Origin of the sequence: Geodermatophilus sp. DSM 45219, from assembly GCF_900104025.1 — a bacterium.
In the GTDB taxonomy this organism is placed as follows: domain Bacteria; phylum Actinomycetota; class Actinomycetes; order Mycobacteriales; family Geodermatophilaceae; genus Geodermatophilus.
Genome location: NZ_FNIQ01000009.1, coordinates 130,074 through 156,633 on the forward strand (window position 1 = coordinate 130,074; position 26,560 = coordinate 156,633).

Annotated in this window: 24 protein-coding genes; 20 read left to right on the forward strand and 4 right to left on the reverse strand. The window is 74.2% G+C overall.

The genetic code is table 11. The features are described 5' to 3' along the window. The first annotated feature begins 28 nt into the window (after positions 1 to 28). From BLR12_RS23125 to BLR12_RS24760, 8 genes are all read left to right on the forward strand, one after another. Entirely contained in the window at positions 29 to 646 is a 618-nt protein-coding gene (locus tag BLR12_RS23125; RefSeq protein WP_091382899.1) for a peroxidase-related enzyme, read from the forward strand. Positions 647 to 970: 324 nt separating this feature from the next. Further along, positions 971 to 2,245: a cell division protein FtsZ gene (ftsZ, locus tag BLR12_RS23130; protein ID WP_091382901.1), complete on the forward strand. Its 1,275-nt coding sequence runs from the start codon at positions 971 to 973 to the stop codon at positions 2,243 to 2,245. Between the two features lie 154 nt (positions 2,246 to 2,399). Next, on the forward strand, positions 2,400 to 3,131 hold the full coding sequence (gene pgeF, locus BLR12_RS23135) for a peptidoglycan editing factor PgeF (protein ID WP_218120795.1): 732 nt from the start codon (positions 2,400 to 2,402) through the stop codon (positions 3,129 to 3,131). Between the two features lie 45 nt (positions 3,132 to 3,176). Continuing rightward, positions 3,177 to 3,917, forward strand: coding sequence for a YggS family pyridoxal phosphate-dependent enzyme (locus BLR12_RS23140; RefSeq protein WP_091382905.1), 741 nt, complete (start codon positions 3,177 to 3,179; stop codon positions 3,915 to 3,917). Positions 3,918 to 3,948: 31 nt separating this feature from the next. After that, complete coding sequence (locus BLR12_RS25730) at positions 3,949 to 4,752, forward strand: cell division protein SepF (RefSeq protein WP_091382907.1); 804 nt, start codon at positions 3,949 to 3,951, stop codon at positions 4,750 to 4,752. Positions 4,753 to 4,802: 50 nt separating this feature from the next. Continuing rightward, complete coding sequence (locus tag BLR12_RS23150) at positions 4,803 to 5,102, forward strand: YggT family protein (protein WP_091382909.1); 300 nt, start codon at positions 4,803 to 4,805, stop codon at positions 5,100 to 5,102. A gap of 100 nt (positions 5,103 to 5,202) precedes the next feature. Continuing rightward, on the forward strand, positions 5,203 to 5,931 hold the full coding sequence (locus BLR12_RS23155; protein ID WP_091382911.1) for a DivIVA-like cell division protein Wag31: 729 nt from the start codon (positions 5,203 to 5,205) through the stop codon (positions 5,929 to 5,931). Between the two features lie 208 nt (positions 5,932 to 6,139). Beyond that, on the forward strand, positions 6,140 to 6,868 hold the full coding sequence (locus tag BLR12_RS24760; protein ID WP_091382913.1) for a hypothetical protein: 729 nt from the start codon (positions 6,140 to 6,142) through the stop codon (positions 6,866 to 6,868). Between the two features lie 99 nt (positions 6,869 to 6,967). Here BLR12_RS24760 and ileS read toward each other — a convergent pair whose 3' ends face one another. Next, positions 6,968 to 10,126 carry an isoleucine--tRNA ligase gene (ileS, locus tag BLR12_RS23165; protein ID WP_255363730.1) on the reverse strand — a complete coding sequence of 1,053 codons (3,159 nt, stop codon included), beginning with the start codon at positions 10,124 to 10,126 and terminating at the stop codon, positions 6,968 to 6,970. Positions 10,127 to 10,241: 115 nt separating this feature from the next. Here ileS and BLR12_RS23170 point away from each other — a divergent pair, with 115 nt between their 5' ends. Then, positions 10,242 to 11,753 (forward strand): potassium/proton antiporter, encoded by a 1,512-nt coding sequence (locus BLR12_RS23170; RefSeq protein WP_091382915.1) that lies wholly within the window; start codon positions 10,242 to 10,244, stop codon positions 11,751 to 11,753. A gap of 239 nt (positions 11,754 to 11,992) precedes the next feature. Here BLR12_RS23170 and mqo read toward each other — a convergent pair whose 3' ends face one another. Continuing rightward, positions 11,993 to 13,486 carry a malate dehydrogenase (quinone) gene (gene mqo / locus BLR12_RS23175; RefSeq protein WP_091382917.1) on the reverse strand — a complete coding sequence of 498 codons (1,494 nt, stop codon included), beginning with the start codon at positions 13,484 to 13,486 and terminating at the stop codon, positions 11,993 to 11,995. Between the two features lie 323 nt (positions 13,487 to 13,809). Here mqo and lspA point away from each other — a divergent pair, with 323 nt between their 5' ends. The 6 genes from lspA (at position 13,810) to BLR12_RS23205 (ending at position 21,102) form a co-directional block, all read left to right on the forward strand. Then, entirely contained in the window at positions 13,810 to 14,298 is a 489-nt protein-coding gene (lspA, locus tag BLR12_RS23180; protein ID WP_255363725.1) for a signal peptidase II, read from the forward strand. Positions 14,299 to 14,343: 45 nt separating this feature from the next. After that, positions 14,344 to 15,282, forward strand: a complete 939-nt coding sequence (locus BLR12_RS23185) for an RluA family pseudouridine synthase (RefSeq protein WP_218120796.1) — start codon at positions 14,344 to 14,346, stop codon at positions 15,280 to 15,282. Positions 15,283 to 15,286: 4 nt separating this feature from the next. Then, the gene (locus BLR12_RS23190) at positions 15,287 to 16,078 is read left to right on the forward strand and encodes a CPBP family intramembrane glutamic endopeptidase (RefSeq protein WP_091382922.1); all 792 of its coding nucleotides are present in this window, start codon (positions 15,287 to 15,289) and stop codon (positions 16,076 to 16,078) included. Then, a complete protein-coding gene (locus BLR12_RS23195; protein WP_091382924.1) occupies positions 16,075 to 16,509 on the forward strand; it encodes a GNAT family N-acetyltransferase in 435 nt (144 codons plus the stop codon). The genes BLR12_RS23190 and BLR12_RS23195 overlap by 4 nt, the downstream gene beginning before the upstream one ends. Positions 16,510 to 16,694: 185 nt before the next feature. Next, positions 16,695 to 20,258: a DNA polymerase III subunit alpha gene (dnaE, locus tag BLR12_RS23200; protein WP_218120797.1), complete on the forward strand. Its 3,564-nt coding sequence runs from the start codon at positions 16,695 to 16,697 to the stop codon at positions 20,256 to 20,258. Positions 20,259 to 20,382: 124 nt separating this feature from the next. Next, positions 20,383 to 21,102 (forward strand): DUF2567 domain-containing protein, encoded by a 720-nt coding sequence (locus tag BLR12_RS23205; protein ID WP_143018840.1) that lies wholly within the window; start codon positions 20,383 to 20,385, stop codon positions 21,100 to 21,102. On the opposite strand, the gene BLR12_RS23210 is transcribed toward BLR12_RS23205, so the two are convergent. Continuing rightward, positions 21,099 to 21,896, reverse strand: coding sequence for an LON peptidase substrate-binding domain-containing protein (locus BLR12_RS23210; protein WP_091382928.1), 798 nt, complete (start codon positions 21,894 to 21,896; stop codon positions 21,099 to 21,101). The genes BLR12_RS23205 and BLR12_RS23210 overlap by 4 nt on opposite strands. A gap of 109 nt (positions 21,897 to 22,005) precedes the next feature. Here BLR12_RS23210 and hisD point away from each other — a divergent pair, with 109 nt between their 5' ends. The 5 genes from hisD to BLR12_RS23230 are packed head-to-tail and all read left to right on the forward strand — an operon-like array spanning position 22,006 to position 25,798. Then, positions 22,006 to 23,310: a histidinol dehydrogenase gene (hisD, locus tag BLR12_RS23215; RefSeq protein WP_091382930.1), complete on the forward strand. Its 1,305-nt coding sequence runs from the start codon at positions 22,006 to 22,008 to the stop codon at positions 23,308 to 23,310. Beyond that, entirely contained in the window at positions 23,307 to 24,437 is a 1,131-nt protein-coding gene (locus BLR12_RS23220; RefSeq protein WP_255363726.1) for a histidinol-phosphate transaminase, read from the forward strand. Before hisD ends, BLR12_RS23220 begins: the two co-directional genes overlap by 4 nt. After that, positions 24,434 to 25,030 carry an imidazoleglycerol-phosphate dehydratase HisB gene (gene hisB / locus BLR12_RS23225; protein ID WP_091382933.1) on the forward strand — a complete coding sequence of 199 codons (597 nt, stop codon included), beginning with the start codon at positions 24,434 to 24,436 and terminating at the stop codon, positions 25,028 to 25,030. The genes BLR12_RS23220 and hisB overlap by 4 nt, the downstream gene beginning before the upstream one ends. Before the next feature lie 4 nt (positions 25,031 to 25,034). Beyond that, on the forward strand, positions 25,035 to 25,211 hold the full coding sequence (locus tag BLR12_RS24765; protein WP_176832654.1) for a hypothetical protein: 177 nt from the start codon (positions 25,035 to 25,037) through the stop codon (positions 25,209 to 25,211). Then, positions 25,208 to 25,798 (forward strand): nucleotidyltransferase family protein, encoded by a 591-nt coding sequence (locus BLR12_RS23230; RefSeq protein ID WP_091382935.1) that lies wholly within the window; start codon positions 25,208 to 25,210, stop codon positions 25,796 to 25,798. The genes BLR12_RS24765 and BLR12_RS23230 overlap by 4 nt, the downstream gene beginning before the upstream one ends. Before the next feature lie 107 nt (positions 25,799 to 25,905). Here BLR12_RS23230 and BLR12_RS23235 read toward each other — a convergent pair. Then, the coding region (locus BLR12_RS23235; protein ID WP_143018841.1) for an HNH endonuclease signature motif containing protein at positions 25,906 to 26,560 on the reverse strand (655 nt) is incomplete at its 5' end.

The following is a 26,560-nucleotide window of genomic DNA, read 5'->3' on the forward strand; positions in this document are numbered from 1 at the left end:
CCCCGCCCCGGCGGGGGAGGGTGACCCGGTGAGCACCGGACCGGCCAGCCGCTTCCCCGTCGTCCCTCCCGAGCAGCTGCCGGAGGGGCTGCGCGAGCGCTACGCGGAGGTCCAGGAGCGCTCGGGCTTCCTGCCCAACGTCTTCGCCGCGCTGTCCTGGCGCCCGGCCGAGGCGGCGGCGTTCTTCGCGCTGCACGACGCGCTGATGGACAAGGACACCCCCGGGCTGTCGACCGCCGACCGCGAGCTGATCGTCGTTGCGACCAGCGCGGCCAACGACTGCCTGTACTGCGTGGTCGCCCACGGCGCGATCGCCCGGATCCGTGCCCGGGACCCCTACCTCGCCGACCAGGTCGCGGTCGACTGGCGCAAGGCCCCGGTCCCCGAGCGGCTGCACGCGGTGCTCGAGGTCGCCGTCCGGCTGGCGGTGGACCCGGCGGCGGTCACCGCCGCCGACCTGGAGCGGCTGCGCGGCCACGGCCTCACCGAGGACGACGTCTGGGACGTCGGCGGCATCGTGTCGCTGTTCGCGCTGTCCAACCGGCTGGCGCACTGGGCCGCGATCCCGCCCAACGAGGAGTTCTTCCTGATGGGCCGCCTCCCACGTCGGCCGCGGGACTCCGCTGGGTCGCCGCCCGACGCCTGACCGTGTGCGGCGCTTCCCGCTGCGACACGCGCGGGGCCACGACACGCCCGACACCGCAGATCACTTCGGCGAGTTCCCGTTGACGGCGATCCGCGGGCCCTCGACCTGCACCTGAGCCATCCGGCGCGCGGGTCGTCACCGACGGTGGTGCAGGTGTGACCACTGCGTCGCCCGGGTTCCGTGAGTTCGAGCCGGTGCGACACGCCGGGCCCAGGAGGGTGCTTGTAGCGCCCGTGAACGCCCACCTAACTTCGTGCGCGTCGACCCAGTTGACATAACTATAAGGCTTTACTTGAGGATGAGGGTCGAGGTCGGGAGCCCCACATGACACCTCCGCACAACTACCTCGCGGTCATCAAGGTCGTCGGCATCGGCGGCGGCGGTGTGAACGCGGTGAACCGGATGATCGAGGTCGGCCTCAAGGGGGTCGAGTTCATCGCCATCAACACCGACGCGCAGGCGCTGCTGATGAGCGACGCCGACGTCAAGCTCGACGTCGGACGTGAGCTGACCCGCGGGCTCGGCGCAGGCGCGCAGCCCGACGTCGGCCGGCAGGCCGCCGAGGACCACCGCGAGGAGATCGAGGAGGTGCTCAAGGGTGCCGACATGGTCTTCGTGACCGCCGGCGAGGGCGGTGGCACCGGCACCGGCGGCGCGCCGGTCGTCGCCTCGATCGCCCGCAAGCTCGGCGCGCTGACCATCGGTGTGGTCACCCGCCCGTTCTCCTTCGAGGGCAAGCGGCGGGCCGTGCAGGCCGAGTCGGGGATCGAGGAGCTGCGCAACGAGTGCGACACGCTCATCGTCATCCCCAACGACCGGCTGCTGCAGCTCGGTGACCGGAACGTCAGCGTCATGGACGCCTTCCGGACCGCCGACCAGGTGCTGCTCTCCGGTGTCCAGGGCATCACCGACCTGATCACCACGCCGGGCCTGATCAACCTGGACTTCGCCGACGTCAAGTCGGTCATGTCCGGCGCCGGGTCGGCTCTCATGGGCATCGGCAGCGCGCGCGGGGACAACCGGGCACTGCTGGCCGCCGAGCAGGCGATCGCCAGCCCGCTGCTGGAGGCCTCGATGGAGGGCGCCCACGGCGTGCTGCTGTCGATCTCCGGCGGCTCGGACCTGGGCCTGTTCGAGATCAACGAGGCCGCCTCGCTGGTCTCCGACGCCGCGCACGCCGACGCCAACATCATCTTCGGCGCGGTCATCGACGACGCCCTCGGCGACGAGGTCCGGGTCACCGTCATCGCCGCAGGCTTCGACGGCGGCAAGCCGCAGGACCGCAGGGACGCCGGGATGGCCTCGGTGCCCACCGCCGCACCCGTGGCCCCGCCGGCCGCCCCGCGGATGCCGCTGCGCCCGCAGCCGGTGGGCGGTGTGCCGACGGGGGAGCGGCTGGCCGCCCCGCAGCCACAGCAGGCGCAGCCGGCCGCGCCGTCGACGTCGCAGCTGCCGGGTCGCCCGGGCGCTGGAGGTGGCATCACCGTGCCGCCGCTGCCGCCGGTCCCGGGCTCGAACGGCGGTACCGCCGGTCGCCGGCCGCTGTCGAGCGAGGACTTCGAGGAGGAGCTCGACATCCCGGAGTTCCTCCGCCAGTGAAAGGACCCCCTCGCCCCCCACGCCTCGCTCCGCTCGGCGCGGGCCCCTGCGAGGGGGCCGTTCCAGCACGTCACCCGCTCGGCGCGGGCCCCTGCGAGGGGGCCGTTCCAGCACGTCACCCGCTCGGCGCGGGCCCCTGCGAGGGGGCCGCACCGTGAGCTCGGCTCCGGCCGCCCCGCAGGCCGTGCGACCCCGACGGGTCGTCACCGACCGGCGGGGCGGCCGCTCGCCGGCCCCCTACGACTCGTTCAACCTCGGCGGCCACGTCGGCGACGACCCCGCCGCCGTGGCCGCCAACCGCGACCGGTTGGCCCGCGAGCTCGCCGTCCCGGCCGACCGGCTGGTCTGGATGGACCAGGTGCACGGGACGCGCGTCGCCGTCGTCGACGGTCCGCCCGACGGTCCGCTGCCGGGCACCGACGCCGTGGTCACCCGCACGCGCGGCCTGGTGCTGTGCGTGCTGGTCGCCGACTGCGTGCCGGTGCTGCTCGCCGACCCCGCCGCCGGCGTCGTCGCCGCGGTGCACGCCGGGCGGGAGGGGGTCCGCGCCGGCGTCGTCCCCGCGACACTGGCCGCCATGGCCCGGCTGGGCAGCCGCCCCGCCGACGTCACCGCGTTGCTGGGCCCGGCCGTGTGCGGCGCCTGCTACGAGGTGCCGAGGGCGATGCAGGTGGAGGTGGCCCGCGTGGCGCCGGCCGCGGCGGTCCGCACCCGGAAGGGGACGCCGGGGCTCGACCTGCGGGCCGGGCTGGCCGAGGTGCTGGCGGGTGCCGGCGTCGGCCAGGTGGTCCACGACCCCCGCTGCACCGTCGAGGACCGCTTCCTCTTCTCCCACCGCCGGGACGGCGTGACCGGCCGCCAGGCCGGCGTCGTCTGGATCGCGTGAGCGGGCACTGACGCCCGCGCCCCCGGTGCGGGGCAGGATCGGCCTGTGACCACCCCGGCCGACCGCCTGCAGGCCGTCCGCGACCGCATCGCCGCCGCGGCCCGCGCCGCCGGCCGCGACCCCGCCGAGGTGGGCCTCCTCGCGGTGAGCAAGACCTGGCCCGCGGCCGCCGTCCGGGAGCTCGCCGCGCTCGGTCAGGCCGACTTCGGCGAGAACCGCGCCCAGGAGCTGACCGGCAAGGCCGCCGAGCTCGCCGACCTGCCGCTGCGGTGGCACTTCGTCGGCCAGTTGCAGCGCAACAAGGCCGCCGCCGTGGCCCGTCTCGGTGCCGTCGTCCACTCGGTCGACCGGCTGTCACTGGCCCGCGCCCTGGGCCGGGTGGGCGTGGACACCGGCCGGCCGGTCGAGGTCTTCCTGCAGGTCGACCTCGGCGGTCCCGAGGGGGAGCTGGCCGCCCGCGGCGGCACCGACCCCGCGGAGGTGCCCGCGCTGGCCGACGCGGTCGCGGAGGAGGCGGGTGTCGTGCTGCGCGGCCTCATGGCGGTCGCCCCGCGGGATGTGGCCCCCGGGCCCGCCTTCGTCCGGCTCGCGGAGCTCGCCGCGCGGGTGCGCGCCGACCACCCGGAGGCGCGTGACCTGTCCGCGGGGATGAGCGCCGACCTCGAGGAGGCCGTCGCCGCGGGCAGCACGCTCCTGCGTGTCGGAACCGCGCTCTTCGGCACGCGACCCCTACCCTCCCCGCAGGACGAGTCACACCAGTCACACGGGTCCCAGCAGCCCGGGTGACCACGCGCGCGGACGAAGAGGGGCAGGTCGGATGGCCGGGACCATGCGCAAGATGGGCATCTACCTCGGGCTCGTGGAGGACGACGACACCCGGGCCTACGACCGGTACGACGCCCGCCAGGGGGACGGCGACCGCTACGACCGCCTCGAGGAGCGCCGGTACTCCCGGTACGCCGCCGAGGACGGCTACGACGACCGCTACGACGTCGAGGGCCGCTACGACTCCGACTACCGGGCCGACGGCTACCGCGACCCCGGTTACCGGGGCGAGAGCCGCTTCGCCGAGCTCGACGCCGACCTGGCCCCCGCGCCGGACCCCGAGCCGCTGGCGCTGCCCCGCCGGGCCGCGGCCAACCGCAACCTGGGTCTGGCGCCGTCCCCGGGCGGCTCCACCGCGGCGCGCATCGGCGGCACGGCCGGGGCCTCGTCGGTGCCCAGCCCCGCGAGCGCCGTGTCCGGGCCCCTGGGCGCCGCCGGCCTGGCCATGCGCGAGCCGGTAGCCGCCGTGCCCGAGCCCGCCCCCGTTCCCGCGCCCGCCCCGGCGCCGCGGCCCTACCGGATCACGACGCTGCACCCGCGCACCTACAACGAGGCCCGCCAGATCGGCGAGAGCTTCCGCGACGGCAAGCCGGTCATCATGAACCTCACCGAGATGGACGACGCCGACGCGAAGCGGCTCGTCGACTTCGCTGCGGGTCTGTCGTTCGGGCTGCGCGGTAGCATCGAGCGCGTCACCAACAAGGTGTTCCTGCTCAGCCCGCAGGACGTCGACGTGACGGCCGAGGACAAGGCGAAGATCCGCGAGGGCGGGTTCTCGGCCGGCTCGGAGGCCTGACAGGACCGGACCGGCGCCCTTCGAGGGGTGCCCTTGGACGAGCGAGGACCGTGGCTCTCTTCTGGAACATCCTCTCGTCGGTCCTGCTCGTGTTCCTCGTGTTGCTCTTCGCGCGGTTCGTCGTCGACTGGGTGATGGTGCTCGCGCGCAGCTGGCGGCCGTCCGGGCTGGTGGCAGCGGGCCTGGAGGTCGTCTACGCCACGACCGACCCGCCCCTCAAGGCCATCCGGAAGGTCATCCCGCCCCTGAACCTGGGGTCGATCCGGCTGGACCTCGCGTTTATGGTGCTCCTGATCGCCGTGTACATCCTGCGTGGCATCGTGGACAGCCTCGCGCTGGCCGCCGCCTGACCGCTGCCCCGCCCGGGGCTGGGGACACCGGCAGCCGGCCGGAGCCGTCAGCCGCTCGTCCGACGTCCCTGTACCCGTTGCCCGACCCGAGGTGAAGTCGATGCCACTCACGCCTGCCGACGTGCACAACGTCGTCTTCAAGAAGCCCCCCATCGGCAAGCGCGGCTACGACGAGGACGAGGTGGACGCGTTCCTCGACGTGGTGGAGGCCGAGCTGGCCCGGCTGATCGAGGAGAACAACGAGCTGCGCTCCGGTTCCGCGACCGGCCGCACGCCGCGCGCCGTCGAGGCCCCCGAGCCGCCGGCCCCGGCGCCCGCCGCCGCGCCGCCGCCCCCGCCGGCCCCCGTGCGCGAGGACGACAGCGCCCGCGCGTCGCGGATGCTGGCCCTGGCCACCGAGACGGCCGACAAGTACGTGAACGAGGCCAAGGCCCAGGCCGACCAGATGGTCGCCTCGGCGAAGACCAACAGCGACCGCATGGTCAGCGAGGCGCGGGCCAAGAGCGAGCAGATGGTCAGCGAGGCCAAGATGCGCGCCGACTCGATGGTCGGCGACGCGCGCACCCGCGCCGACACGATGGAGCGCGAGGCCCGCTCCAAGGCCGCCGCCCTCGACCAGGACGCCGAGCGCCGGCACGCCGAGGTGATGGGCTCGCTGGAGGAGAAGCGCAGCACCCTGGAGCGCAAGATCGAGGAGCTGCGCACCTTCGAGCGCGAGTACCGCACGCGGCTGCGGTCCTACCTCGAGTCGCACCTGCGCGACCTCGACAGCCGCGGCTCGGCCGAGCCGGCCAGCAACAGCCGGCAGAACCAGCACGCCAGCGCCTGAAAGAGGACCACCCTTCCCCCCACGCCTCGCAGGCTCGGCGCGGGCCCCTGAAGGGTGGCCGCCTCCTGCACGCTGCTCTCGTTGCCGCTCGGGCCGGGCCCCTGCAGGAGGGCCGTTCCAGCACGTCACCAGGGCCCCCGGACGACGTCCGGGGGCCCTGTCGCGTTCCTGGCGGGAGAGCGGCTGTGGCGCCGGATACAGTCGGCGGGTGATCTTGGCTGCGGGGCTGCTGCTCCTGGTCGGCCTCGGGCTCTTCGTGGGTGGCGTCGTGACCGGCCGAGAGGCGCTCTACTGGGCGTGCGTCGCGGCGTGCGGAATCGCCGCGGTCCTGCTCCTGGCGAACTGGCTGCGGATGGCCCGGGAGGCCCGCGACTTCGCCCGCCGGACGCCGGACACGCCATCGCGCCCGGCGACGTCGGCGTCCGCCGGCACCGCCCCGCAGCGCGCCGTCGACCCCGGGTGGGACGACGACCAGCCCGATCCGGAGCCGCTGCCGCCCCCCGAGCCGCTCGTGGTGCCGCCGTCTGCCGGGGCCACGGCGGTCTCCGCGTCGGCGTTCGACGACCGACCCGAGGAGCCCGCGACCGGAGCGCACGCCGCACCGGCGGGCGACGGACACCTCGAGGAGCCCCCGCCGCGTCGCGGGGCGCACGAGCCGCGCGAGGCGCCGGCGGACGCGGCCGGGGAACCCGGCGAGGAGGACGTCGAGGTGACCGACCTGCTGCTCGTCGTCGACCTGGCCGACGAGGTCCTCGTCGTCGACGAGGAGCCGCGCTACCACCTGGCCGGCTGCCGCTTCCTCGCCGGCCGGTGGGCGATCCCGCTGCCCATGGTCGAGGCGCGCACCGACGGCTTCACGCCGTGCGCCACCTGCCGCCCGGTGCGCCACCTCGCCGAGACCGAGCGGTCCCGACGCCAGGCCGCGCGCGGCAACTGAAGGAGGACCACCCTTCCCCCCACGCCTCGGAGAAGGACCCCGTCCTCCTCCCCGCTCGCAGGCTCGCGGCGCGCCTCTGGACGGGGCCGTTCCCGTGCGTCACCCGGCTCGGGTGAGCCAGAAGCGCGAGCCGGCGGGGCCCTCGACCCCCTCGCCGTCCCCGGGCTGCTGCGCGTGCACCCGGACGGCGAGCACCTCGTCGGCCACCTGCGCACCGTGCTCGGTGAGCGCCCGCGCCATCGCGTCGTCCGCGGTCCACCACAGCTCGATGCGGTCGCTGACGGCCAGCCCGCTGTTCTTCCGGGCCTCCTGCACCAGCCGCACCGCCTCGCGGACCAACCCGGCCCGCTCGAGCTCCGGGGTCAGCTGCAGGTCCAGCGCGACGGTGAGCCCGCCGCCGCTGGCCACGGTCCAGCCCTCCCGCGGGGTCTCGGTGACCACCAGGTCGCCGTCCGCCAGCGGGACGGGAGCACCGTCCACCTCGACCGACGCCGTCCCGGCGCGGTAGGCGGCCACCAGGGCGGGCGCGTCCGCGGCGGCGACGGCCGTGGCGACGGCCTGCACCTGCTTGCCCAGCCGGCGGCCCACCGCGCGGAAGTCGACCTTGACGCTGACGTCGACCAGGTCGCCGCCGACCGTGGACAGGTCGGCGAGCTCGGCCACGTTGAGCTCGTCGGCCACCTCCGCGACCAGGTCGCGCGGCAGGTCCGCCCAGCCGGGCGCGGCGACGACGGCGCGGGCCAGCGGCTGGCGGGTGCGCACCTTGGCCGACGTCCGGGCCGAGCGGCCCAGCTCGACCAGCCGGCGCACCAGCGCCACCTGCTCGACCAGCCGGGGGTCCCGGGCGGCGTCGTCGACGGCCGGCCAGGAGGCCAGGTGCACGCTGTCGACCGCGTCCGCCAGACCCGGCGTGACCGCGCGCGCCCACACCTCCTCGGTGACGAACGGCGTGAACGGCGCCATCAGCCGGGTCAGCACGTCGAGGACCTCGTGCAGCGTGGCCAGCGCGGACGGGTCGCCGTCCCAGAACCGCCGCCGCGAGCGGCGCACGTACCAGTTGGACAGGTCGTCCACGAACTGCGCGAGCAGCCGGCCGGCGCCCTGGGTGTCGAAGTCCTCCATCGCCGCGGTGACGCCCTCGGTGACCTCGGCGAGGGTGGCCAGCGCCCAGCGGTCCAGCAGCGGCCGCTCTGCCGGCACCGGGGCGGGGCCCGAGGCCGGGTCCCAGCCGTTGGTCTCCGCGTACAGGGTGAAGAAGCTGGCGGTGTTCCAGTAGGTGAGCAGCACCTTGCGGACCACCTCGGACAGCGTCTCGTGGCCGACCCGGCGGGCCGACCACGGCGAGCCGCCGGCCAGCATGAACCAGCGGACGGCGTCGGCGCCGTGCCGGTCCATCAGCGGGATGGGCTCGAGGATGTTGCCCAGGTGCTTGCTCATCTTCCGGCCGTCCTCGGCCAGGATGTGGCCCAGGCACAGCACGTTCTCGTAGGAGCTCTGCTCGAACACCAGCGTGCCGACGGCCATCAGCGAGTAGAACCAGCCGCGGGTCTGGTCGATCGCCTCGCAGATGAACTGCGCGGGGTAGGCCGCCTCGAACTCCGCCTGGTTGCGGTACGGGGCCCCCCACTGCGCGAAGGGCATCGAGCCGGAGTCGTACCAGGCGTCGATGACCTGCGGCACCCGCCGGTAGGTGCCCTCCTCGCCGGGAACGGTGAAGGTCACCTCGTCGATGAACGGCCGGTGCGGGTCGAGGTCGGACAGGTCCCGGCCGGTGAGCTCGGAGAGCTCGGCCAGCGAGCCGACCACGACCGTGCGGGACGGGTCGGCGTCGTTGCGCCAGACCGGCAGCGGGGTGCCCCAGTATCGGTCGCGGGACAGCGCCCAGTCGACGTTGTTGCGCAGCCAGTCGCCGTAGCGGCCCCACTGGATGTGCTCGGGGTACCAGGAGGTCTTCGCGTTCTCGGCGAGCAGCTGGTCCTTGACCGCCGACGTGCGGATGTACCAGGAGGGCTGTGCGTAGTACATGAGCGGCGTGTGGCAGCGCCAGCAGTGCGGGTAGCTGTGCTCGTAGCGCTGCTCGCGCCAGAGGACACCGCGCGACTGCAGGTCCTCGACCAGCGCCGCATCGGCGGCCTTGAAGAAGTGGCCGCCCACCAGCGGGATCTCGGCCAGGAAGTGCCCGGTCGCGTCGATCGGGTTCACCACCGGCAGGCCGTAGCCGCGGCAGACGGCGAGGTCGTCGGCGCCGAACGCGGGGGACTGGTGCACCAGCCCGGTGCCGTCGTCGGTGGTGACGTAGTCGGCGAGGACGACGAAGTGCGCGTCCTCGCCCTCCGGGAAGTCGACCAGCGGGAAGGGACGGCGGTAGTGCGTCCGCTCCCAGTCGCGGCCCGTGGTGCGGGCCAGCACCTCGACGTCGTCGGTCTCGCCGAAGACGGCGCCCAGCAGGGGCTCGGCGACCACGAGGGTGTCCCCGCCACGGCGGGCCACGAGGTAGGTGACGTCGGGGTTGACGGCGACCGCGGTGTTGCTGGGCAGGGTCCACGGCGTCGTCGTCCAGACGAGCAGGTCGGCCCGGCCGGCCCACTCGCCGTCGGTGACCGGCAGCCGGACGTACACCGACGGGTCGGTGATCGACTCGTAGCCCTGGGCCACCTCGTGGTCGGACAGGCCGGTGCCGCAGCGCGGGCAGTAGGGGGCGACGCGGTGGTCCTCCACCAGCAGCCCCTTGCCGTGGACCTGCTTGAGCGACCACCAGACGCTCTCGATGTAGGCCGGGTCCATCGTCCAGTAGGCGGTGGACATGTCGACCCAGTAGCCCATCCGCCGGGTGAGGTCGCTGAACGCGTCGACGTGCCGCATGACCGACTCGCGGCAGCGGGCGTTGAACTCCGCGATGCCGTAGCGCTCGATGTCGGGCTTGCCGGCGAAGCCGAGCTCCTGCTCGACGGCGATCTCCACCGGGAGGCCGTGGCAGTCCCAGCCGGCGCGGCGGGGCACGTGCCAGCCCTGCATGGTCTTGAAGCGGGGGAAGACGTCCTTGAACGCGCGCGCCTCGATGTGGTGGGTGCCCGGGCGGCCGTTCGCGGTCGGCGGGCCCTCGTAGAAGTTCCACTGCGGCCGGCCGGCGGAGGCCTCCAGCGTGCGGGCGAAGACCTTGTCGGCCTCCCAGCGGCCCAGGACGTCCTGCTCGAGGGCGGGCAGGTCGACCTGAGGAGGCAGCGCGCGGAAGGGGCCGGGTGAGCTCACGCCCTCCATCATCCCCGAGCCCGCCACCCGGTTCGGACGCCCGTCCCCGCAAGCCGGCGGCCGGGTCGCACGGCGGCTGTGGCCTCGGCGTACGGGAGACTGCGGAGGTGGGCAGGGGCGCGCGGTGAACACGACGGTCACCGCCGCGCTCGCCGCGGGCGCGATCGTCGTCCTCGTCGCGGCCGTGGCGCTCCGCCTGGCGGATCGGCTGGGACTGCCCAGCCTGCTGCTCTACCTCGCGCTGGGCGTGGCCATCGGGGAGAGCGGCCTCGGCGTCCAGTTCGAGGACTACCGCCTCACCCACACGCTGGCGTACGCCGCCCTCGTCGTCATCCTGGCCGAGGGCGGTCTCACCACCCGGTGGGCCGACGTCCGTCGGGCGATCGGCCCCGGGGTGGCGCTGTCCACCGTCGGCGTCGCGGTCAGCGTGGGGGTGACCGCGGCCGTCGGCGTCCTGGTCCTCGACTTCGACTGGGGGTTCGCCCTCCTGCTGGCCGCGGTCATCAGCTCGACCGACGCCGCCGCCGTCTTCGCGACCCTGCGGCGGCTGCCCCTCCCGCGCCGGCTCGCCGCCTCCCTGGAGGCCGAGAGCGGCCTCAACGACGCTCCGGTCATCCTGCTCGTGACCGTGCTGGCCGAGTCGCTGACAGGGGCGGTGACGCAGCCGTGGTGGCTGGTCGGCCTGGTGGTGGCCGCCGAGCTCGTCGGCGGCGCCGTCATCGGGGTCGGGATCGGCTTCGGGGGTGCCGCGCTCCTGCGCCGGGTGGCCCTGCCCGTGGCCGGCTTCTACCCGCTGGCGACACTGGCGCTCTGCGTGCTCGCGTACTCGTCGGCGTCGCTGGCGCACACGTCCGGCTTCGTCGCGGTCTACCTCTGCGGCCTGGTGCTGGGCAACGCCGCGCTGCCGCACCGGGCGGCCAGCATCGGGTTCGCCGAGGGCATGGCCTCGCTGGCGCAGATCGGCCTGTTCGTCCTGCTCGGTCTCCTCGTGTCCCCGGGCCGGCTGTCCGAGGTCGTGGGGCCGGCGCTCGTGGTGGGTGGCGCGCTGCTCCTGCTCGCCCGGCCTCTCTCCGTGGCGGCCAGCCTGGTCTGGTTCCGGTTCCCGTGGGCCCAGCAGGTGTTCATCTCCTGGGCGGGTCTGCGCGGGGCAGTGCCGATCGTCGCGGCGATCATCCCGCTGACCGCGCAGGTCCCCGGGGCGACGACCGTCTTCGACACGGTCTTCGTGCTGGTCGTCGTCTTCACGATCGTGCAGGGCTGGTCGCTGCCGTGGCTCGCGCGGCGGCTGCGGATCGCCACTCCGGTGACGCCCCGCGACGTGCAGGTCGAGGCTGCGCCGCTGGATGAACTCGACGCCGAGCTGATGCAGCTGACCGTGCCCGACGGGTCGCGGCTGCACGGGGTCTACCTGCCCGAGCTGCGGCTGCCCGAGGACGCCGCGGTGGTGCTCATCGTCCGCGACGGGAGGTCCTTCGTGCCCGGCCCCACGACCCGGCTCCGGCGCGGCGACCAGGCGCTGCTGGTCTCGGCGCGCGGATCGCGGGCCGAGGCCGAGCGGCGGCTGCGCGCGGTCAGCCGGGCCGGCCGGCTGGCCAGCTGGCGAGGCGAGACCGGCGCCGTCTCCGGAGCCGATTGATGAAGGACCCGCCTGCCGACACCGCGCCCAGGTGCCGTCCCCGGCCGCCGTGGAGCCGCTGCCGGTGTCCCGGTCGGGAGGCCCTCCGGGCCCCGCGACCGTGTGCCCCGACTTCCCCGCAGTCGGCCTTCCCGCGGGGGACTGCGGCCCTGGTTCTCCGCAGTCGGGCAGACCCACCACGCGCGATACTCCCCCTCACCCGGTGCTGAGGGGGTGTCGGACGCGGTGGGTCCGGGGACTCAGCCGTTGAGCTCGAGGGTCTGCATCGTCTGGGCGCGGACCTCGGCCAGCAGGACCGGGTCGTCGTTGAGCCGGCGGCCGTAGGAGGGGATCGCCTCCTGCAGCAGCGGGCGCCAGGCGGCGACCCGGTCGGGGAAGCAGCGCTCCAGGACGGTGAGCATCGCCGAGACCGCCGTCGAGGCACCCGGGGAGGCGCCCAGCAGGCCGGCGATCGTGCCGTCGCCGCCGACCACCAGCTCGGTGCCGAACTGCAGCACGCCGCGGCCGGTCGCCGGGTCGCGCTTGATCACCTGGACCCGCTGGCCGGCGGTGACCATGTCCCAGTCGGCCTGCTCGGCCCGCGGCACGAAGGCGGTCAGCGTCTCGTGCCGGGCCGTGCGGGACTGGAGCAGCTCGCCGACCAGGTAGCGGGTCAGCGCCAGCTCCGTGCGGGCGACGCCGAGCATCGAGCCGAGGTTGTTCGGCTTGACGCTCAGCGGCAGGTCGAACAAGGAACCGGCCTTGAGGAACCTGGGCGAGAAGCCGGCGTAGGGGCCGAACAGCAGCGAGTGGTCGCCGTCGATGAGGCGCAGGTCCAGGTGCGGCACCGACATCGGCGGGGCGCCGACGGCGGCCTGCCCGTAGACCTTGGCCTGGTGCGCCGAGACCAGCTCGGGGGAGCGGGTGCGGAGGAACATGCCGCTCACCGGGAAGCCGCCGAAGCCGGCGATCTCGGGGATCCCGGACTTCTGCAGCAGCGGCAGCGCGCCGCCGCCGGCCCCGACGAACAGGAACCGGGTGCGGACGGTCCGCTCCTCGCCGCTGACGGTGTCGCGCACGGTGACCGACCAGCGGCCGTCGTCCCGGCGCTCGACGTCGGTGACCCGCTGGCCGACGTGCACGTGCACGCCGCGGTCCTCGGCGGCACCGAACAGCAGCCGGGTCAGCGACCCGAAGTCGACGTCGGTGCCCGCGGCCGACCGGGTCGCGGCGACCACCTGGCCGGGGTCGCGCCCGCCCATCACCAGCGGCACCCACCCGGCCAGGACGGCGGGGTCGTCGGTGTACTCCAGCCCCTGGAAGACCGGCTGGGCCGACATCGCGGCGTGCCGGGTGCGCATGTAGTCGCGGCCGGCCTCGCCGGTGACGAAGCTGACGTGCGGGACCGGGGTGATGAAGTCCTTGGGCGAGCCGGTCAGCCCCTCCCGGATCAGGTGCGACCAGAACTGCCGCGACACCGCGAACTGCTCGTTGATCGTCACGGCCTTGCTGACGTCGACCGTGCCGCCGGGGCCGGCGGGGGTGTAGTTCAGCTCGCAGAGGGCCGCGTGACCGGTCCCGGCGTTGTTCCAGGCCCCCGAGCTCTCCCCGGCCACCGCGGGCCCGGACTCGAAGACGGTGACGCTCCAGTCGGGAGCGACGACACCGAGCAGCGACGCCAGCGTGGCGCTCATGACGCCGCCACCCACGAGGACTACGTCGGGGTCGGTGGCTGGTGCGAGGTCGGTGGACACGACGGCCTTCCGTACGCGGGGTGCTGTTGCCTAACCAACATCGGCCAGACTCACCGCGAACACGTCACCACGCGTGGTGAGATGCGTCGCACAGGGTCATGAGATGGATCACACGGTCGCCGAGTTGCGCGCCCGGGCGGACGGCGGCAGGGGCGACCAGCGGCCGCAGCTATCGTCGGTCGGACCGCCGTCGACGGCTGCCCACCGACTGAGGAGCACCCCTGTCCGAACCGAGCGACCCCCGAGACGGCGCCGTCTCGGCCTCCGGTGGGCCCGCGGGACGCCGTCCCCGCACCCGGCTGCTGTTCCTGCTGGGCCTGGCCGTGCTGACCCTGGACCTCGCCACCAAGCTGGCCGTCGTCGCGACCGTCGAGCGGGGGGAGGACATCCGGCTGCTCGGCGGGCTGGTCTACCTGACCCACACCCGCAACACCGGCGCGGCGTTCTCCTTCGCCGAGGGCTTCACCGTCGTGTTCACCCTCATCGCCGTCGTGGTCGCCGTCGTCATCGTGCGCACCGCGCGCCGGCTGTTCTCCACCGGCTGGGCCGTCGCGCTGGGGCTGGTGCTCGGCGGCGCGCTCGGCAACCTGGTCGACCGCGTCTTCCGCGAGCCGGGTTTCCTGCGCGGCGGCGTGGTCGACTTCGTCTCCGTCCTGGCGCCCGACGGCGAGGTCTACCCGGTCTTCAACGTCGCCGACTCCGCGATCGTGTGCGGCGGCGTCCTGGGGGCCTTCCTCGCGCTGCGCGGCGTCGAGTTCGACGGCACCCGGGGCACCGGCACGGACGCCGGCGACGCCCCGGCGCGCGACTGACCAGCGCGATCGTCGGCCCGTGAGCCGTCCGGTCACAATGGTGCCGTGATCGACTCCGCGGGCCAGCACCGAGCGCTCCCGGTGCCCGACGGGCTCGAGGGCCAGCGCGTCGACCAGGCGCTGTCCCGGTTGTTCGGGCTCTCCCGCGTCGCGGCCGCCGACCTCGCCGACGAGGGCCGGGTGGTGCTCGACGGGCGGGTCCGCGGCAAGGGCGACCGGGTCTCCGGCGGCAGCTGGCTGGAGGTCGAGCTGCCTCCTCCGCCCGGGGAGCCGGCCGCGCCGGAGCCGGTCGCCGGGCTGACCGTCGTCCACGACGACGAGGACGTCGTGGTGGTCGACAAGCCCGTCGGCGTGGCCGCGCACCCGAGCCCCGGCTGGGAGGGGCCCACCGTCGTCGGCGGGCTGGCCGCGGCCGGCTACCGCATCGCCACCTCGGGCGCCGCCGAGCGGCAGGGCGTCGTCCACCGGCTCGACGCCGGGACGACGGGGCTGATGGTGGTGGCCAAGAGCGAGCGTGCCTACACCCTGCTCAAGGCGGCGTTCAAGCAGCGCACCGTCGAGAAGGGCTACGCGGCGCTGGTCCAGGGCCACCCCGACCCCTCGCGCGGCACCATCGACGCGCCGATCGACCGGCACCCGAAGCACGACTGGAGGTTCGCCGTCGTCCAGGGCGGTCGTCCGTCGGTCACGCACTACGAGGTCGTCGAGGCGTTCCCGGCCGCCAGCCTGGTCGACATCCGGCTGGAGACCGGGCGCACCCACCAGATCCGGGTGCACTTCTCCGCCCTGCGCCACCCGTGCGTCGGTGACACCACCTACGGGGCCGATCCGACCCTGGCCGCCCGGCTGGGCGTCTCGCGGCAGTGGCTGCACGCCGCGCGGCTGGGCATCCCGCACCCGGCCGACGGGCGCTGGGTGGAGTTCACCAGCCCCTTCCCGCCCGACCTGGCCGGCGCGCTCGACATCCTGCGCGCCGAGAGCTGACGAGGTGACCGGGCTGCCCGGCTCGCTCGCCGACCTCGGCCCGGCCGCGCTGTCCGCCGTGGTCGTGGCCGCGTACCTGGTGGTCGGCGAGCCGGTGGTGGGGCACGTGCTGCACCGCCGCTTCGAGGGCCGGCTGCGCACCGACCCGGGCGCCCGGCGCTCGTTCTACGCCCGGCTGCTGGTGCTGGAGTGGGGCCTGGCCGTGCTCGCCCTGGTCGTCTGGCTGGCCGCGCCCGGTGTGGACGCCGGGGCCGTGGGGCTGCGCTGGCCGCAGTCCTGGCCCGGCCCGCTGACGGCGGCGGCGACGGTCCTCGTGCTCGGCTTCGTGGTCCTCTCCACCCGGGCGCTGCGCTCGGGCGCGCTGGCCCGCGCGACGGCGGAGCAGGTCCGCCGCCCGCGCGAGGGGCGCCACTCGGAGCCGGCGGTGCACGCCACCCTGGCGCTGCTGCCGCGCACGACCGCCGAGCGACGGCTGTTCACCGTCGTCGGGGTGACCGCCGGCGTCTGCGAGGAGTGGCTGTACCGCGGCTTCCTGCTCGCCGTCGTCGCCGCGGTGGGCGGCGGGCTGCCCACCCCGGTGCTGGTCGTCCTCGGCGCGGTGGCGTTCGGGCTGGCGCACGCCTACCAGGGGGTGGCCGGCATCGTGACCACCGGCGTCCTGGGCGGTGTGATGGCCGCGCTCTACCTGGGCACCGGGTCGCTGCTGCTGCCCGTCGTGCTGCACGCCCTGGTCGACCTGCGCTTCCTGCTCGTGCCCGCCTCCGCCCTGCCCGACGTGGCGCGGGGGACGGCGTGACGGCGCGGCTGGCCGGCGCGGCCGACCGGCCGGAGATCGCCGCGCTGCGCACCCGCGTCTTCGTCGAGGAGCAGGGGGTGCCGGCCGAGATCGAGCAGGACGCGCACGACGCCGGCGCGGTGCACGTCCTGGACCGGGACGACGACGGGCGGCTGGTGGCCACCGGGCGGCTCCTGGTCCGCGACGGCCGCGGGGTGATCGGCCGGATGGCGGTCGACGCGTCGGCCCGCGGAGCCGGCCACGGCGCCGCCGTCCTCGCCGAGCTGCACCGGCAGGCGGTCCTGCTCGGGCTGACCGAGGTGGAGCTGCACGCCCAGCTCACCGCCCGCGGGTTCTACGAGCGGGCCGGCTACGCCGCGGTCGGGGACGTCTACCAGGAGGCCGGGATCGCGCACGTCACCATGCGCCGGGCGCTGCCGGGCGAGGTGTGACGGAGCCGTCCGCCGGTCGCGAGACACCTTCCTGTCGGTCCCCCGGAGTAGACCTCCGTGGTGCGAGGATCGGGGTCACCCCCCGGCCCGCACCCCGGACCACAGCACCGCCGGTCTTCCCCGCCGGTCGCCCGCCGGATACCCGACGGCCGGGCACGCACGACCCGTGAGGAGCACCAAGCCCCGTGAGCACCCCGTCGTCCGACTCGTTCGTGCACCTGCACGTACACACCGAGTACTCGATGCTCGACGGAGCGGCCAAGCTGCCGGAGGTCACCCGGGCCGCCGCCGAGCAGGGGATGCCCGCCCTGGCGATGACCGACCACGGCAACGTCTTCGGCGCCTACGACTTCTACAAGCAGGCCACGAGCGCCGGCGTGAAGCCGATCATCGGCATGGAGGGCTACTACACCCCCGGCTCGCGCTTCGACCGCGCGCCCTTCGACTTCGGCGACAAGCTGATCGACGAGGAGGGCGACGGCGGGTCGAACCGGGGCAAGGCCGCGTACACCCACATGACGCTGCTGGCCCGCACCACCGAGGGGATGCACAACCTCTTCCGCATCTCCTCGATGGCCAGCCTGGAGGGGCAGTACCGCAAGCCGCGGTTCGACCGCGACCTGCTGGAGCGCTACGGCACGGGCCTGATCGCCACCACCGGCTGCCCGTCGGGCGAGGTGAACATGTGGCTGCGCGCCGGCAAGGAGGACCGCGCCCGCCAGGCCGCCGCCGACTTCCAGGACATCTTCGGCAAGGAGAACTTCTACGCCGAGCTGATGGACCACGGGCTGTCCATCGAGAAGCAGACCCGCCCGGCGCTGCTGCGCATCGCCCAGGACCTCGGCATCCCGCTGCTGGCGACCAACGACCTGCACTACACGCACCAGGAGGACGCCGACGCCCACGACGCCCTGCTGTGCATCCAGACCGGGTCGCGCCTCAACGAGCCCAACCGCTTCAAGTTCAACGGGAACGGCTACTACCTGAAGAGCGCCGCGGAGATGCGCGCGCTGTTCACCGGGGACCTCGCCGCGGCCTGTGACAACACCCTGCTGGTCGCCGAGCAGTGCGAGATCAGCTTCACCGAGGGCGCGGACCTGATGCCCCGGTTCCCGCTGCCGCCGGGGGAGGACGAGACCTCCTGGTTCGTCAAGGAGGTCGAGCGCGGTCTGCACAAGCGCTGGCCGAACGGCATCCCCGACCACGTGCGCAAGCAGGCCGACTACGAGGTCGGGATCATCACCCAGATGGGCTTCCCGGGGTACTTCCTCGTGGTCGCCGACTTCATCAACTGGGCCAAGGACAACGGCATCCGGGTCGGCCCCGGGCGTGGCTCGGCCGCGGGCTCGCTGGCCGCCTACGCCATGGGCATCACCGACCTCGACCCGCTGGCGCACGGGCTGATCTTCGAGCGGTTCCTCAACCCCGAGCGCGTCTCCATGCCCGACGTCGACATCGACTTCGACGACCGCCGCCGCGGCGAGGTCATCCAGTACGTCTCGCAGAAGTACGGCGAGGAACGGGTCAGCCAGATCGTCACCTACGGCACCATCAAGGCCAAGGCCGCGATCAAGGACGCCGCCCGCGTGCTCGACCGGCCCTACTCGGTCGGCGACGAGCTGACCAAGCTCATGCCCCCGGACGTGATGGGCAAGGGCATCCCGCTGGCGGGGGTCTTCGACCCCAAGCACGACCGCTACAAGGAGGCCGCGGAGTTCCGGGCGCGCTACGAGTCCGACCCGGGTGCGGCCGAGGTCGTCGACCAGGCGCGCAAGCTCGAGGGGCTGAAGCGCCAGTGGGGCGTGCACGCCGCCGGCGTCATCATCGGCCGCTACCCGCTGATCGACTCGATCCCGATCATGCGGCGCGAGGCCGACGGCGCCATCATCACGCAGTTCGACTACCCGACCTGCGAGACGCTCGGCCTGCTGAAGATGGACTTCCTGGGCCTGCGCAACCTCACGGTGATCGACGACGCGCTGCGCAACATCGTGGCGAACGGCAAGGAGCCGATCGACCTCGACGAGATCAGCAAGGACCTCACCGACCCGGCCACCTACGCGCTGCTGTCCCGCGGTGACACCCTCGGGGTCTTCCAGTTCGACGGCGGCCCCATGCGCTCGCTGCTGCGGCTGATGCGGCCGGACAACTTCGAGGACATCTCCGCGGTCGGCGCGCTGTACCGGCCCGGCCCGATGGGTGCCAACTCGCACACCAACTACGCGCTGCGCAAGAACGGCCAGCAGGAGATCACGCCGATCCACCCGGAACTGGCCGAGCCGCTGGAGGACATCCTCGGCACGACCTACGGCCTGATCGTCTACCAGGAGCAGGTCATGGCGATCGCGCAGAAGGTCGCCGGGTACTCCCTCGGCAAGGCCGACCTGCTGCGCCGGGCGATGGGCAAGAAGAAGAAGTCGGTCCTCGACGCGGAGTTCGTCGGCTTCGAGGCCGGCATGAAGGAGCGCGGCTACTCCGCCGCGGCGGTCAAGACGCTGTGGGACATCCTCGTCCCGTTCGCCGACTACGCCTTCAACAAGGCCCACTCGGCCGCCTACGGCCTGGTGTCCTACTGGACCGCCTACCTCAAGGCGAACTACCCGGCCGAGTACATGGCCGGGCTGCTGACCAGCGTCGGCGACGACAAGGACCGCCGGCCGATCTACCTGGCCGAGTGCCGGCGGATGGGCATCAAGGTGCTCCCCCCCGACGTCAACGAGTCGTCCTGGGACTTCACCGCCGTCGGTACCGACATCCGCTTCGGTCTCGCGTCGGTGCGCAACGTCGGGCACAACGTCGTCGACTCGATCCGCCGGGCCCGCGAGGAGAAGGGCGCCTTCAAGGACTTCGCGGACTTCATGCGCAAGATCGACACGGTCGCCTGCAACAAGAAGGTCATCGAGTCCCTGGCCAAGGCCGGCGCCTTCGACTCCCTCGGCCACTCCCGCCAGGGCATCGTCGCCGTGCACGCCCAGGCCGTCGACTCGGCGATGGCGCTCAAGCGCAAGGAGGCCGAGGGTCAGTTCGACCTGTTCGGCAGCTTCGGCGGGGACGCCGGGGAGGACGACCCGTTCAGCGGCGCGCTGGACATCGCGATCCCCACGGCGGACTGGTCGAAGTCCGAGCGGCTGGTGTTCGAGCGCGACATGCTCGGCCTCTACGTCTCCGACCACCCGCTGCACGGCGTGGAGCACGTGCTCGCGTCCAACGCGGACACGCCGATCGCCGAGATCAACGCGGGCGGCGTCGAGGACGGCGCGAACGTCACGATCGCCGGCATCCTCACCTCGGTCGCCCCCCGCACCAACAAGCAGGGCGCCCCCTGGGCGATCGCCACCCTCGAGGACCTCGAGTCCGGCATCGAGGTGCTCTTCTTCCCGAAGACGTGGGCGGAGGTCTCGGAGAAGGTCGTCCGCGACCAGATCGTCGTGGTCAAGGGCCGGATCAGCCGGCGCGACGACCAGCCCTCGCTGTTCGGCTCCGAGGTCACCATCCCCGAGCTGACCGAGGGGGCGCGCGGCCCGGTCCTGGTGTCGATGGCGGCGGCCCGCTGCACCCCGCCGGTCGTCGAGCGGCTCCGCGAGGTGCTGGGCAGCCACCCGGGCACCACCGAGGTGCAGTTGAAGCTGGTCAACGGCAGCCGGGAGACCGTGCTGCGGCTGGACCAGGGACTGCGGGTGCGCCCCAGCACCGCCCTGATGGGTGACATCAAGGCGCTGCTGGGCCCGACCAGCGTCGCCCTGCTCTGAGGGAGGGCCCTGCTGCAGGTCCCCTGCACCACGTCGCCGGCTCGGGGGCGGGACCCCGGACGGCGCGGCCCCTGCAGCAGGGTCGCGGGATGAGGCACCCGGCCCGGCGAGGTTGACTGGTGCCGTGGACAGCATCCCCGCACCCGCTCCCGCCGGGCCGCCGCCCGTCCGCCCGGCCCGGTGGGGCGCCGGTGCCCGCTGGTCCGGCGGCGCCGAGCTGCGCGCGGACCTGCGCAGTTCGCTGGCGCTGACCGCGGGGCTGCTGCTGGCCGGTCTGCCGACCGGGCTGCTGTGGTGGGCGCTGGCCCCGCGGGCGACCTTCGAGGTCACCGACGAGGGCCCGGTCCCGGTCGGCCGCCCGTCGGCCGAGCTGCTCGTCGCCGACGACGCCGTCTACACCCTGGTGCTGGCCGGCCTCGGGCTGGTCGCCGGACTCGCCGCCTGGCGGCTGCGCCGCCGCCGCGGAGTGGCCACCGTGCTCGCCCTCGCCGTCGGGACGCTGCTGGCCGCGCTGGTCGCCTGGCAGCTCGGCGAGCTGCTGGGTGCCGGGCCCACCCCCGCCCAGCTGACCGACGTCGGCACCGAGGTGGTCACGCCGCTGCGGCTGAGCTCGATGGCCGCACTTGCGGCCGCCCCGTTCCTCGCCGTGCTCGGCTACGTGGTGTCCACGCTGCTCACCCCCGCCGAGGACCTCGAGCGGCCCGGTCCAGCACCGGCCGCCGGCAGCCCCGGACCGACCGGTGCGGCCGCCCCTGCGAGCGGCCCCGTCCAGGACCCCGCTGGCCCCCTGCAGGGTCCCGCCGCGAGCTCGCGAGTGGCGGGCGGGAGGGGGTCCTCCTACTAGTTCATGCTCCGCGGGCCGGTGAAGCCCTGCAGCGGGGCGGGCACCGCGCCCACGGTCTCCAGCAGCGTCAGCTCCCGGCGCAGCAGCCGCGACTCGGCCTGCAGCCGGCGACGGGTGGCGGACTCGGCCAGCAGCTCCTGCCGGTCCTCGCTGGTCAGCAGCGCCGCCGAGGCCACCAGGTAGGACAGCGCGCGGGGGTTCCCCGCGACGGCCTCGATCAGGTCGGCGGCATCGGGGTCCTCGCCGTCGACGTCCCCGGTCAGCGCGGCCACCGCGGTCACGTAGCGGGCGAACAGGTCGCCCACCCCGCGCACCAGCACGTCCATCGAGCCGCGCGCCACCTCCGACACCAGGTCGTCGTGCGCGGCGTCGGCCGGCCAGCCACCCGGCGGGGTCAGCCCGTCGTGGTCGCCCGCGGCCTCCTCGGCGGCCTCCTCCTCGGCCAGCCACTCGACCTGGGCCTGCAGGTAGGGCGGGTCGTCGCCGACGACGACGTCGAGCAGCCGGAACCGGTCACCGCCGACGCAGACGACGTGGAAGGTCCCGTCGGGCTGGGGGCGCACGGTCTGCACCCGCGCGGTGCAGCCGACGTCGTAGAGCGCCTCGGCAGGGGCGACGTGCTCGACCTCCCAGCCCTGCCGGATGGCCACCACGCCGAAGCAGCGACCGGCGCCCTCCGGCCGATCGAGCAGGTCGCGCACCAGCCGCCGGTACCGCGGCTCGAAGACGTGCAGCGGCAGGACCACCCCGGGGAACAGCGGCGTCCCCAGCGGGAAGAGCGGGATGAGGTCCACGGTCGGCGAGCCTACGGGTGGGGGCGGCTCCCGGACCGGGCAGCACGGCGGACGGCGGGAGGCCGGCGGCTACCCTGGGGTGTTCCGTTCCCGCCCCGGAGGTCCGCCCGTGCTCACCCGCATCGACCTGCGTGGATCCGCGCTACCGGGGGTGCGCGAGCTCGCCGGCCTGCTGCCCCGCGCCGCCACCGACATCGACTCGGTGCTCGCCACGGTGCGGCCGCTGTGCGAGGACGTGCGGCTGCGCGGCGCCCAGGCCGTCCGCGAGATCACCGCCCGCCTCGACGGCGTCGACCTCGAGGACTTCGCCGTCCCGCAGCAGGCCGTCGACGACGCCCTCGCCGGCATCGACCCCGCCGTCCGCGCCGCGCTCGAGGAGGCCATCGCCCGCGTCCGGCGGGTGCACGCCGACCAGCGCCGCACCGACGTCACCACCGAGGTCGTCACCGGCGGCACGGTCACCGAGCGCTGGCTGCCGGTGCGCCGCGTCGGGCTCTACGTGCCCGGCGGGCTGGCGCCGCTGCTGTCCAGCGTCGTGATGAACGTCGTCCCCGCGCAGATCGCCGGCGTGGAGTCGATCGCGGTGGCCTCGCCGCCGCAGCGCGACCACGGCGGGCTGCCCGACCCCGGCGTGCTGGCGGCGTGCGCGCTGCTCGGGGTCACCGAGGTCTACGCCGTCGGCGGGGCACAGGCCATCGCCGTCTTCGGCTACGGCGCCGGCTCCTGCGAGCCGGTCGACATGGTCACCGGCCCGGGCAACGTCTACGTGACGGCGGCCAAGCGGCTGCTGCGCGGGCTCATCGGGATCGACTCCGAGGCCGGCCCCACCGAGGTCGCGATCCTCGCCGACGACACCGCCGACCCGGTGCACGTCGCCGCCGACCTGGTCAGCCAGGCCGAGCACGACCCGCTGGCCGGCGCGGTGCTGGTCACCGACAGCGAGGCCCTGGCCGACGCCGTCCTGGACCTGGTGCCCGGGCAGGTCGCCGCCACCAAGCACTCCGACCGGATCACCACCGCGCTGGACGGCAGCCAGTCGGGCGTCGTCCTGGTGGACGACGTCGACGCCGGCCTGCGGGTGGTCGACGCCTACGCCGCCGAGCACCTGGAGATCCAGACCCGGGACGCCCGCGAGGTGGCGATGCGGGTGCGCAACGCCGGAGCGGTCTTCGTCGGCGCGTGGTCGCCGGTCTCGCTGGGCGACTACATCGCCGGGTCCAACCACGTGCTCCCCACCGGTGGCTGTGCGCGGCACTCCAGCGGGCTGTCGGTGCAGTCGTTCCTGCGCGGCATCCACCTCGTGGAGTACGACGAGCAGGCCCTGGCCGACGTCGCCGGGCACATCGACGCCCTCGCCGGCGCGGAGGACCTGCCCGCGCACGCGGCCGCCGTCCGGGCCCGGCAGCGCTCGTGACGAGCTCCGTCGTCAACAGCATGGACGGGCTCCCGCTGCGGCCGGAGCTGCGCGGGCGCACGCCCTACGGCGCTCCGCAGCTGCAGGTCAGGTACCGGCTCAACACCAACGAGAACCCGCACCCGCTGCCGCCGGAGCTGCTCGCCGACCTCGGCACCGCGCTCGGCCACGCGGCGCTGGAGCTCAACCGCTACCCCGACCGGGACGCCGTCGAGCTGCGCCGCGACCTGGCCGCCTACCTGACCCGCGCCGGCGGGGCCGCGATCGAGCCGGCGCAGGTCTGGGCGGCCAACGGCTCCAACGAGGTGCTGCAGCAGGTGCTGCAGGCCTTCGGCGGGGCGGGACGGACGGCGCTGGGCTTCACGCCGTCCTACTCGATGCACCCGATCATCTCCGCGGGGACCGGGACGGCCTGGGTCGACGGGCACCGCCGCGAGGACTTCACGATCGACGCCGAGCAGGCCGCCGCCCAGGTGCGTGAGGTGCGCCCCGACGTCGTCTTCGTCACCAGCCCGAACAACCCGACCGGCACCGCGGTCGCGTTGGACACCATCGCGACGGTCTACGACGCCACCGACGGGGTCGTCGTCGTCGACGAGGCGTACACGGAGTTCGCCCGCACGGGCACCCGGTCGGCGCTCACCCTGCTCCCCGGCCGGCCGCGGCTGCTGGTGAGCCGGACCATGAGCAAGGCCTTCGGGATGGCGGGCCTCCGGCTGGGCTACCTGGCCGCCGACCCCGCGGTGGTCGACGCCCTGCAGCTGGTGCGGCTGCCCTACCACCTCTCCTCGCTGACGCAGGCGGCCGCGCGGGCGGCGCTGGCGCACACCGACGCGCTGTTGGCGACCGTCGACGCGGTCAAGGCCGAGCGGGACCGGATCGTGGCCGCGCTGCCGGGCCTCGGGCTGACCAGCGTGCCCAGCGACGCGAACTTCGTCCTCTTCGGGCACTTTGCCGACGCCCCCGCGGTCTGGAAGGCGCTGCTCGCCCATGACGTCCTCGTGCGCGACGTCGGCCTGCCCGGCTGGCTGCGCGTGACCGCCGGGACCACGGAGGAGACCGATGCCTTCCTCACCGCGCTGGGTGAGGTCGTGCGTGAGCAGCACCTGGGAGGATCGGGGTCATGACCCGCACCGCACGCGTCGAGCGCGAGACCAACGAGACCAAGCTCGTCGTCGAGCTCGACCTCGACGGCACCGGCACCAGCTCGATCAGCACCGGGGTCGGGTTCTACGACCACATGCTCACCGCGCTGTCCAAGCACAGCGGCATCGACCTCACCGTCCAGGCCGACGGTGACCTGCACATCGACGCCCACCACACGGTGGAGGATGTCGCCATCGCCCTGGGCCAGGCGTTCGCGCAGGCGCTCGGGGACAAGCGGGGCATCACCCGCTACGGCGACGCGACGATCCCGATGGACGAGGTGCTCGCGCAGGCCGCCGTCGACCTCTCCGGCCGGCCGTACTTCGTGCACTCCGAGCCCGAGGACATGACGCCGATGATCGGGCCGGACTACCCGACCAGCCTGACCAAGCACGTGCTGGAGTCCTTCGCGTTCAACGCGCGGATCAGCCTGCACGTGCGGGTGCTCTACGCCGGCCGCGATGCCCACCACATCGTCGAGGGCCAGTTCAAGGCCCTGGCCCGGGCGCTGCGGGCGGCGGTCGCGATCGACCCGCGGGTGACCGACGTCCCCTCCACCAAGGGCGCGCTGTGATCCCGTGACCTTCGCCGTCATGCTCCTGCTCGTCGGCGGTTTCCTGCTCGGCGGGGCGTACAGCATCTGGCGGGCCGACTCCGACACCAAGGGCCGTACCGGACCGCAGATCGGCTTCGCCGTCGTCCTGCTGGTCGGGGCGGTGCTGGCGACCGCGTCGGGCATCCTCCGCCTGGTGTGAGCGGCGAGGCGCGCTTCCTGGACGTCGTCCTCGCCGACCCGACGGTGGCGGCGGTGCTGGAGCGCGCTCCGGCGCTCGGCGTGCGGGATTGGTGGATCACCGCCGGGGTGCTCTTCCAGGCGGTGTGGAACGAGGCGACCGGTCGGCCGGTCGGCACCGGGGTGCGCGACGCGGACCTCTTCTACTTCGACCCCGACACCTCCTGGGACGCCGAGGACGCCGTCATCCGCCGCGGCGCGGAGCTGTTCGGTGACCTGCCGGTGCCGGTGGAGATCCGCAACGAGGCCCGGGTGCACCTCTGGTACGCCGACCGCTTCGGCGCCCCCACCCGGCCGCTGCGCGACTGCACCGACGCCATCGAGGGTTTCGCGGCGGTCTGCTGCTGCTACGGCGTGACCGTCGACCGGGACGGCCGGCTGCGCGTGCACGCGCCCTACGGCTACGACGACCTCTTCGATCTGGTCGTCCGGCCCAATCGGCACAGCCCGGCGCCGCGGCACGTCTACGAGGCCAAGGCCGAGCGATGGGCCGCCGTCTGGCCGGAGCTCACCGTGCTGCCCTGGGACGACGCCGCCCGGGAGCGGTGAACGGCCGGAGGTCCAGCGCGGGCCGGGCAGAGCGCCGGTGTCCGAGCACGCCGAGCTGCACGACCTCGGGGGTCGTGCGGCTCGGTGTCGGGTGTTCGGGAGCGCGGTCAGGCTGCCGCGTCGAGTCGGGGTCCGGTGCGGATCTCGGTGCCGTCGGGGCGCCAGGTGTGCCATCGGCCGTCGGGTTGCCGCTCGACGCGGAAGCCGTGGTGGACCTTGGTGTGGTGCCGTTCGCACAGCAGCGCGGAGTTCTCCAGGCTGGTCTGGCCGCCGTCGATCCAGGCGAGCAGGTGGTGCACGTCGCACCAGGAGGTCGGCGCCCCGCAGCCGGTGAACACGCAGCCGCCGTCGCGGACCTCCGCGGCCCGGCGCAGGTGGGGTGGCACCAGGCGCAGGGTGCGGCCGTGGTCCAGCGGCATCCCGTCGGGGCCCATCACGATCCGGGTGACCTGGCTGTCGCAGGCCAGCCAGCGGGCCCGGGCGGCGGAGATGGCCGCGCCGCAGCCCAGCTCGCCGGCGCCGGGGTGGGTGCCGGGCCCGAACAGGTCCTCGGCGTCGATCTTCACGATGACCTGCGGTTTGTGCCCGCGCAGCACCGGCAGGGAGCCGGCGGCCAGGGCGGTGTCGCACAGCTGCACCAGCGCGTCGGCGAGCTGCTGGGACCGGGTGCGCTCGTCCCCGGCGGCCCGGCCGGCCTGCACCACCGCCTCCAGCGCGGTCTGCAGCCGCTCCCCGCCCACCGCGTCCAGGTCGAACCGGCCG

What these genes read in the sequence shown, in the direction of transcription:
- ftsZ (WP_091382901.1), top strand. Translation starts at nt 971, where the DNA reads ATGACACCTCCGCACAACTACCTCGCGGTCATCAAGGTCGTCGGCATC.
- BLR12_RS25730 (WP_091382907.1), top strand. Translation starts at nt 3,949, where the DNA reads ATGGCCGGGACCATGCGCAAGATGGGCATCTACCTCGGGCTCGTGGAG.
- BLR12_RS23155 (WP_091382911.1), top strand. Translation starts at nt 5,203, where the DNA reads ATGCCACTCACGCCTGCCGACGTGCACAACGTCGTCTTCAAGAAGCCC.
- ileS (WP_255363730.1), bottom strand. Translation starts at nt 10,126, where the DNA reads ATGGAGGGCGTGAGCTCACCCGGCCCCTTCCGCGCGCTGCCTCCTCAG.
- hisB (WP_091382933.1), top strand. Translation starts at nt 24,434, where the DNA reads ATGACCCGCACCGCACGCGTCGAGCGCGAGACCAACGAGACCAAGCTC.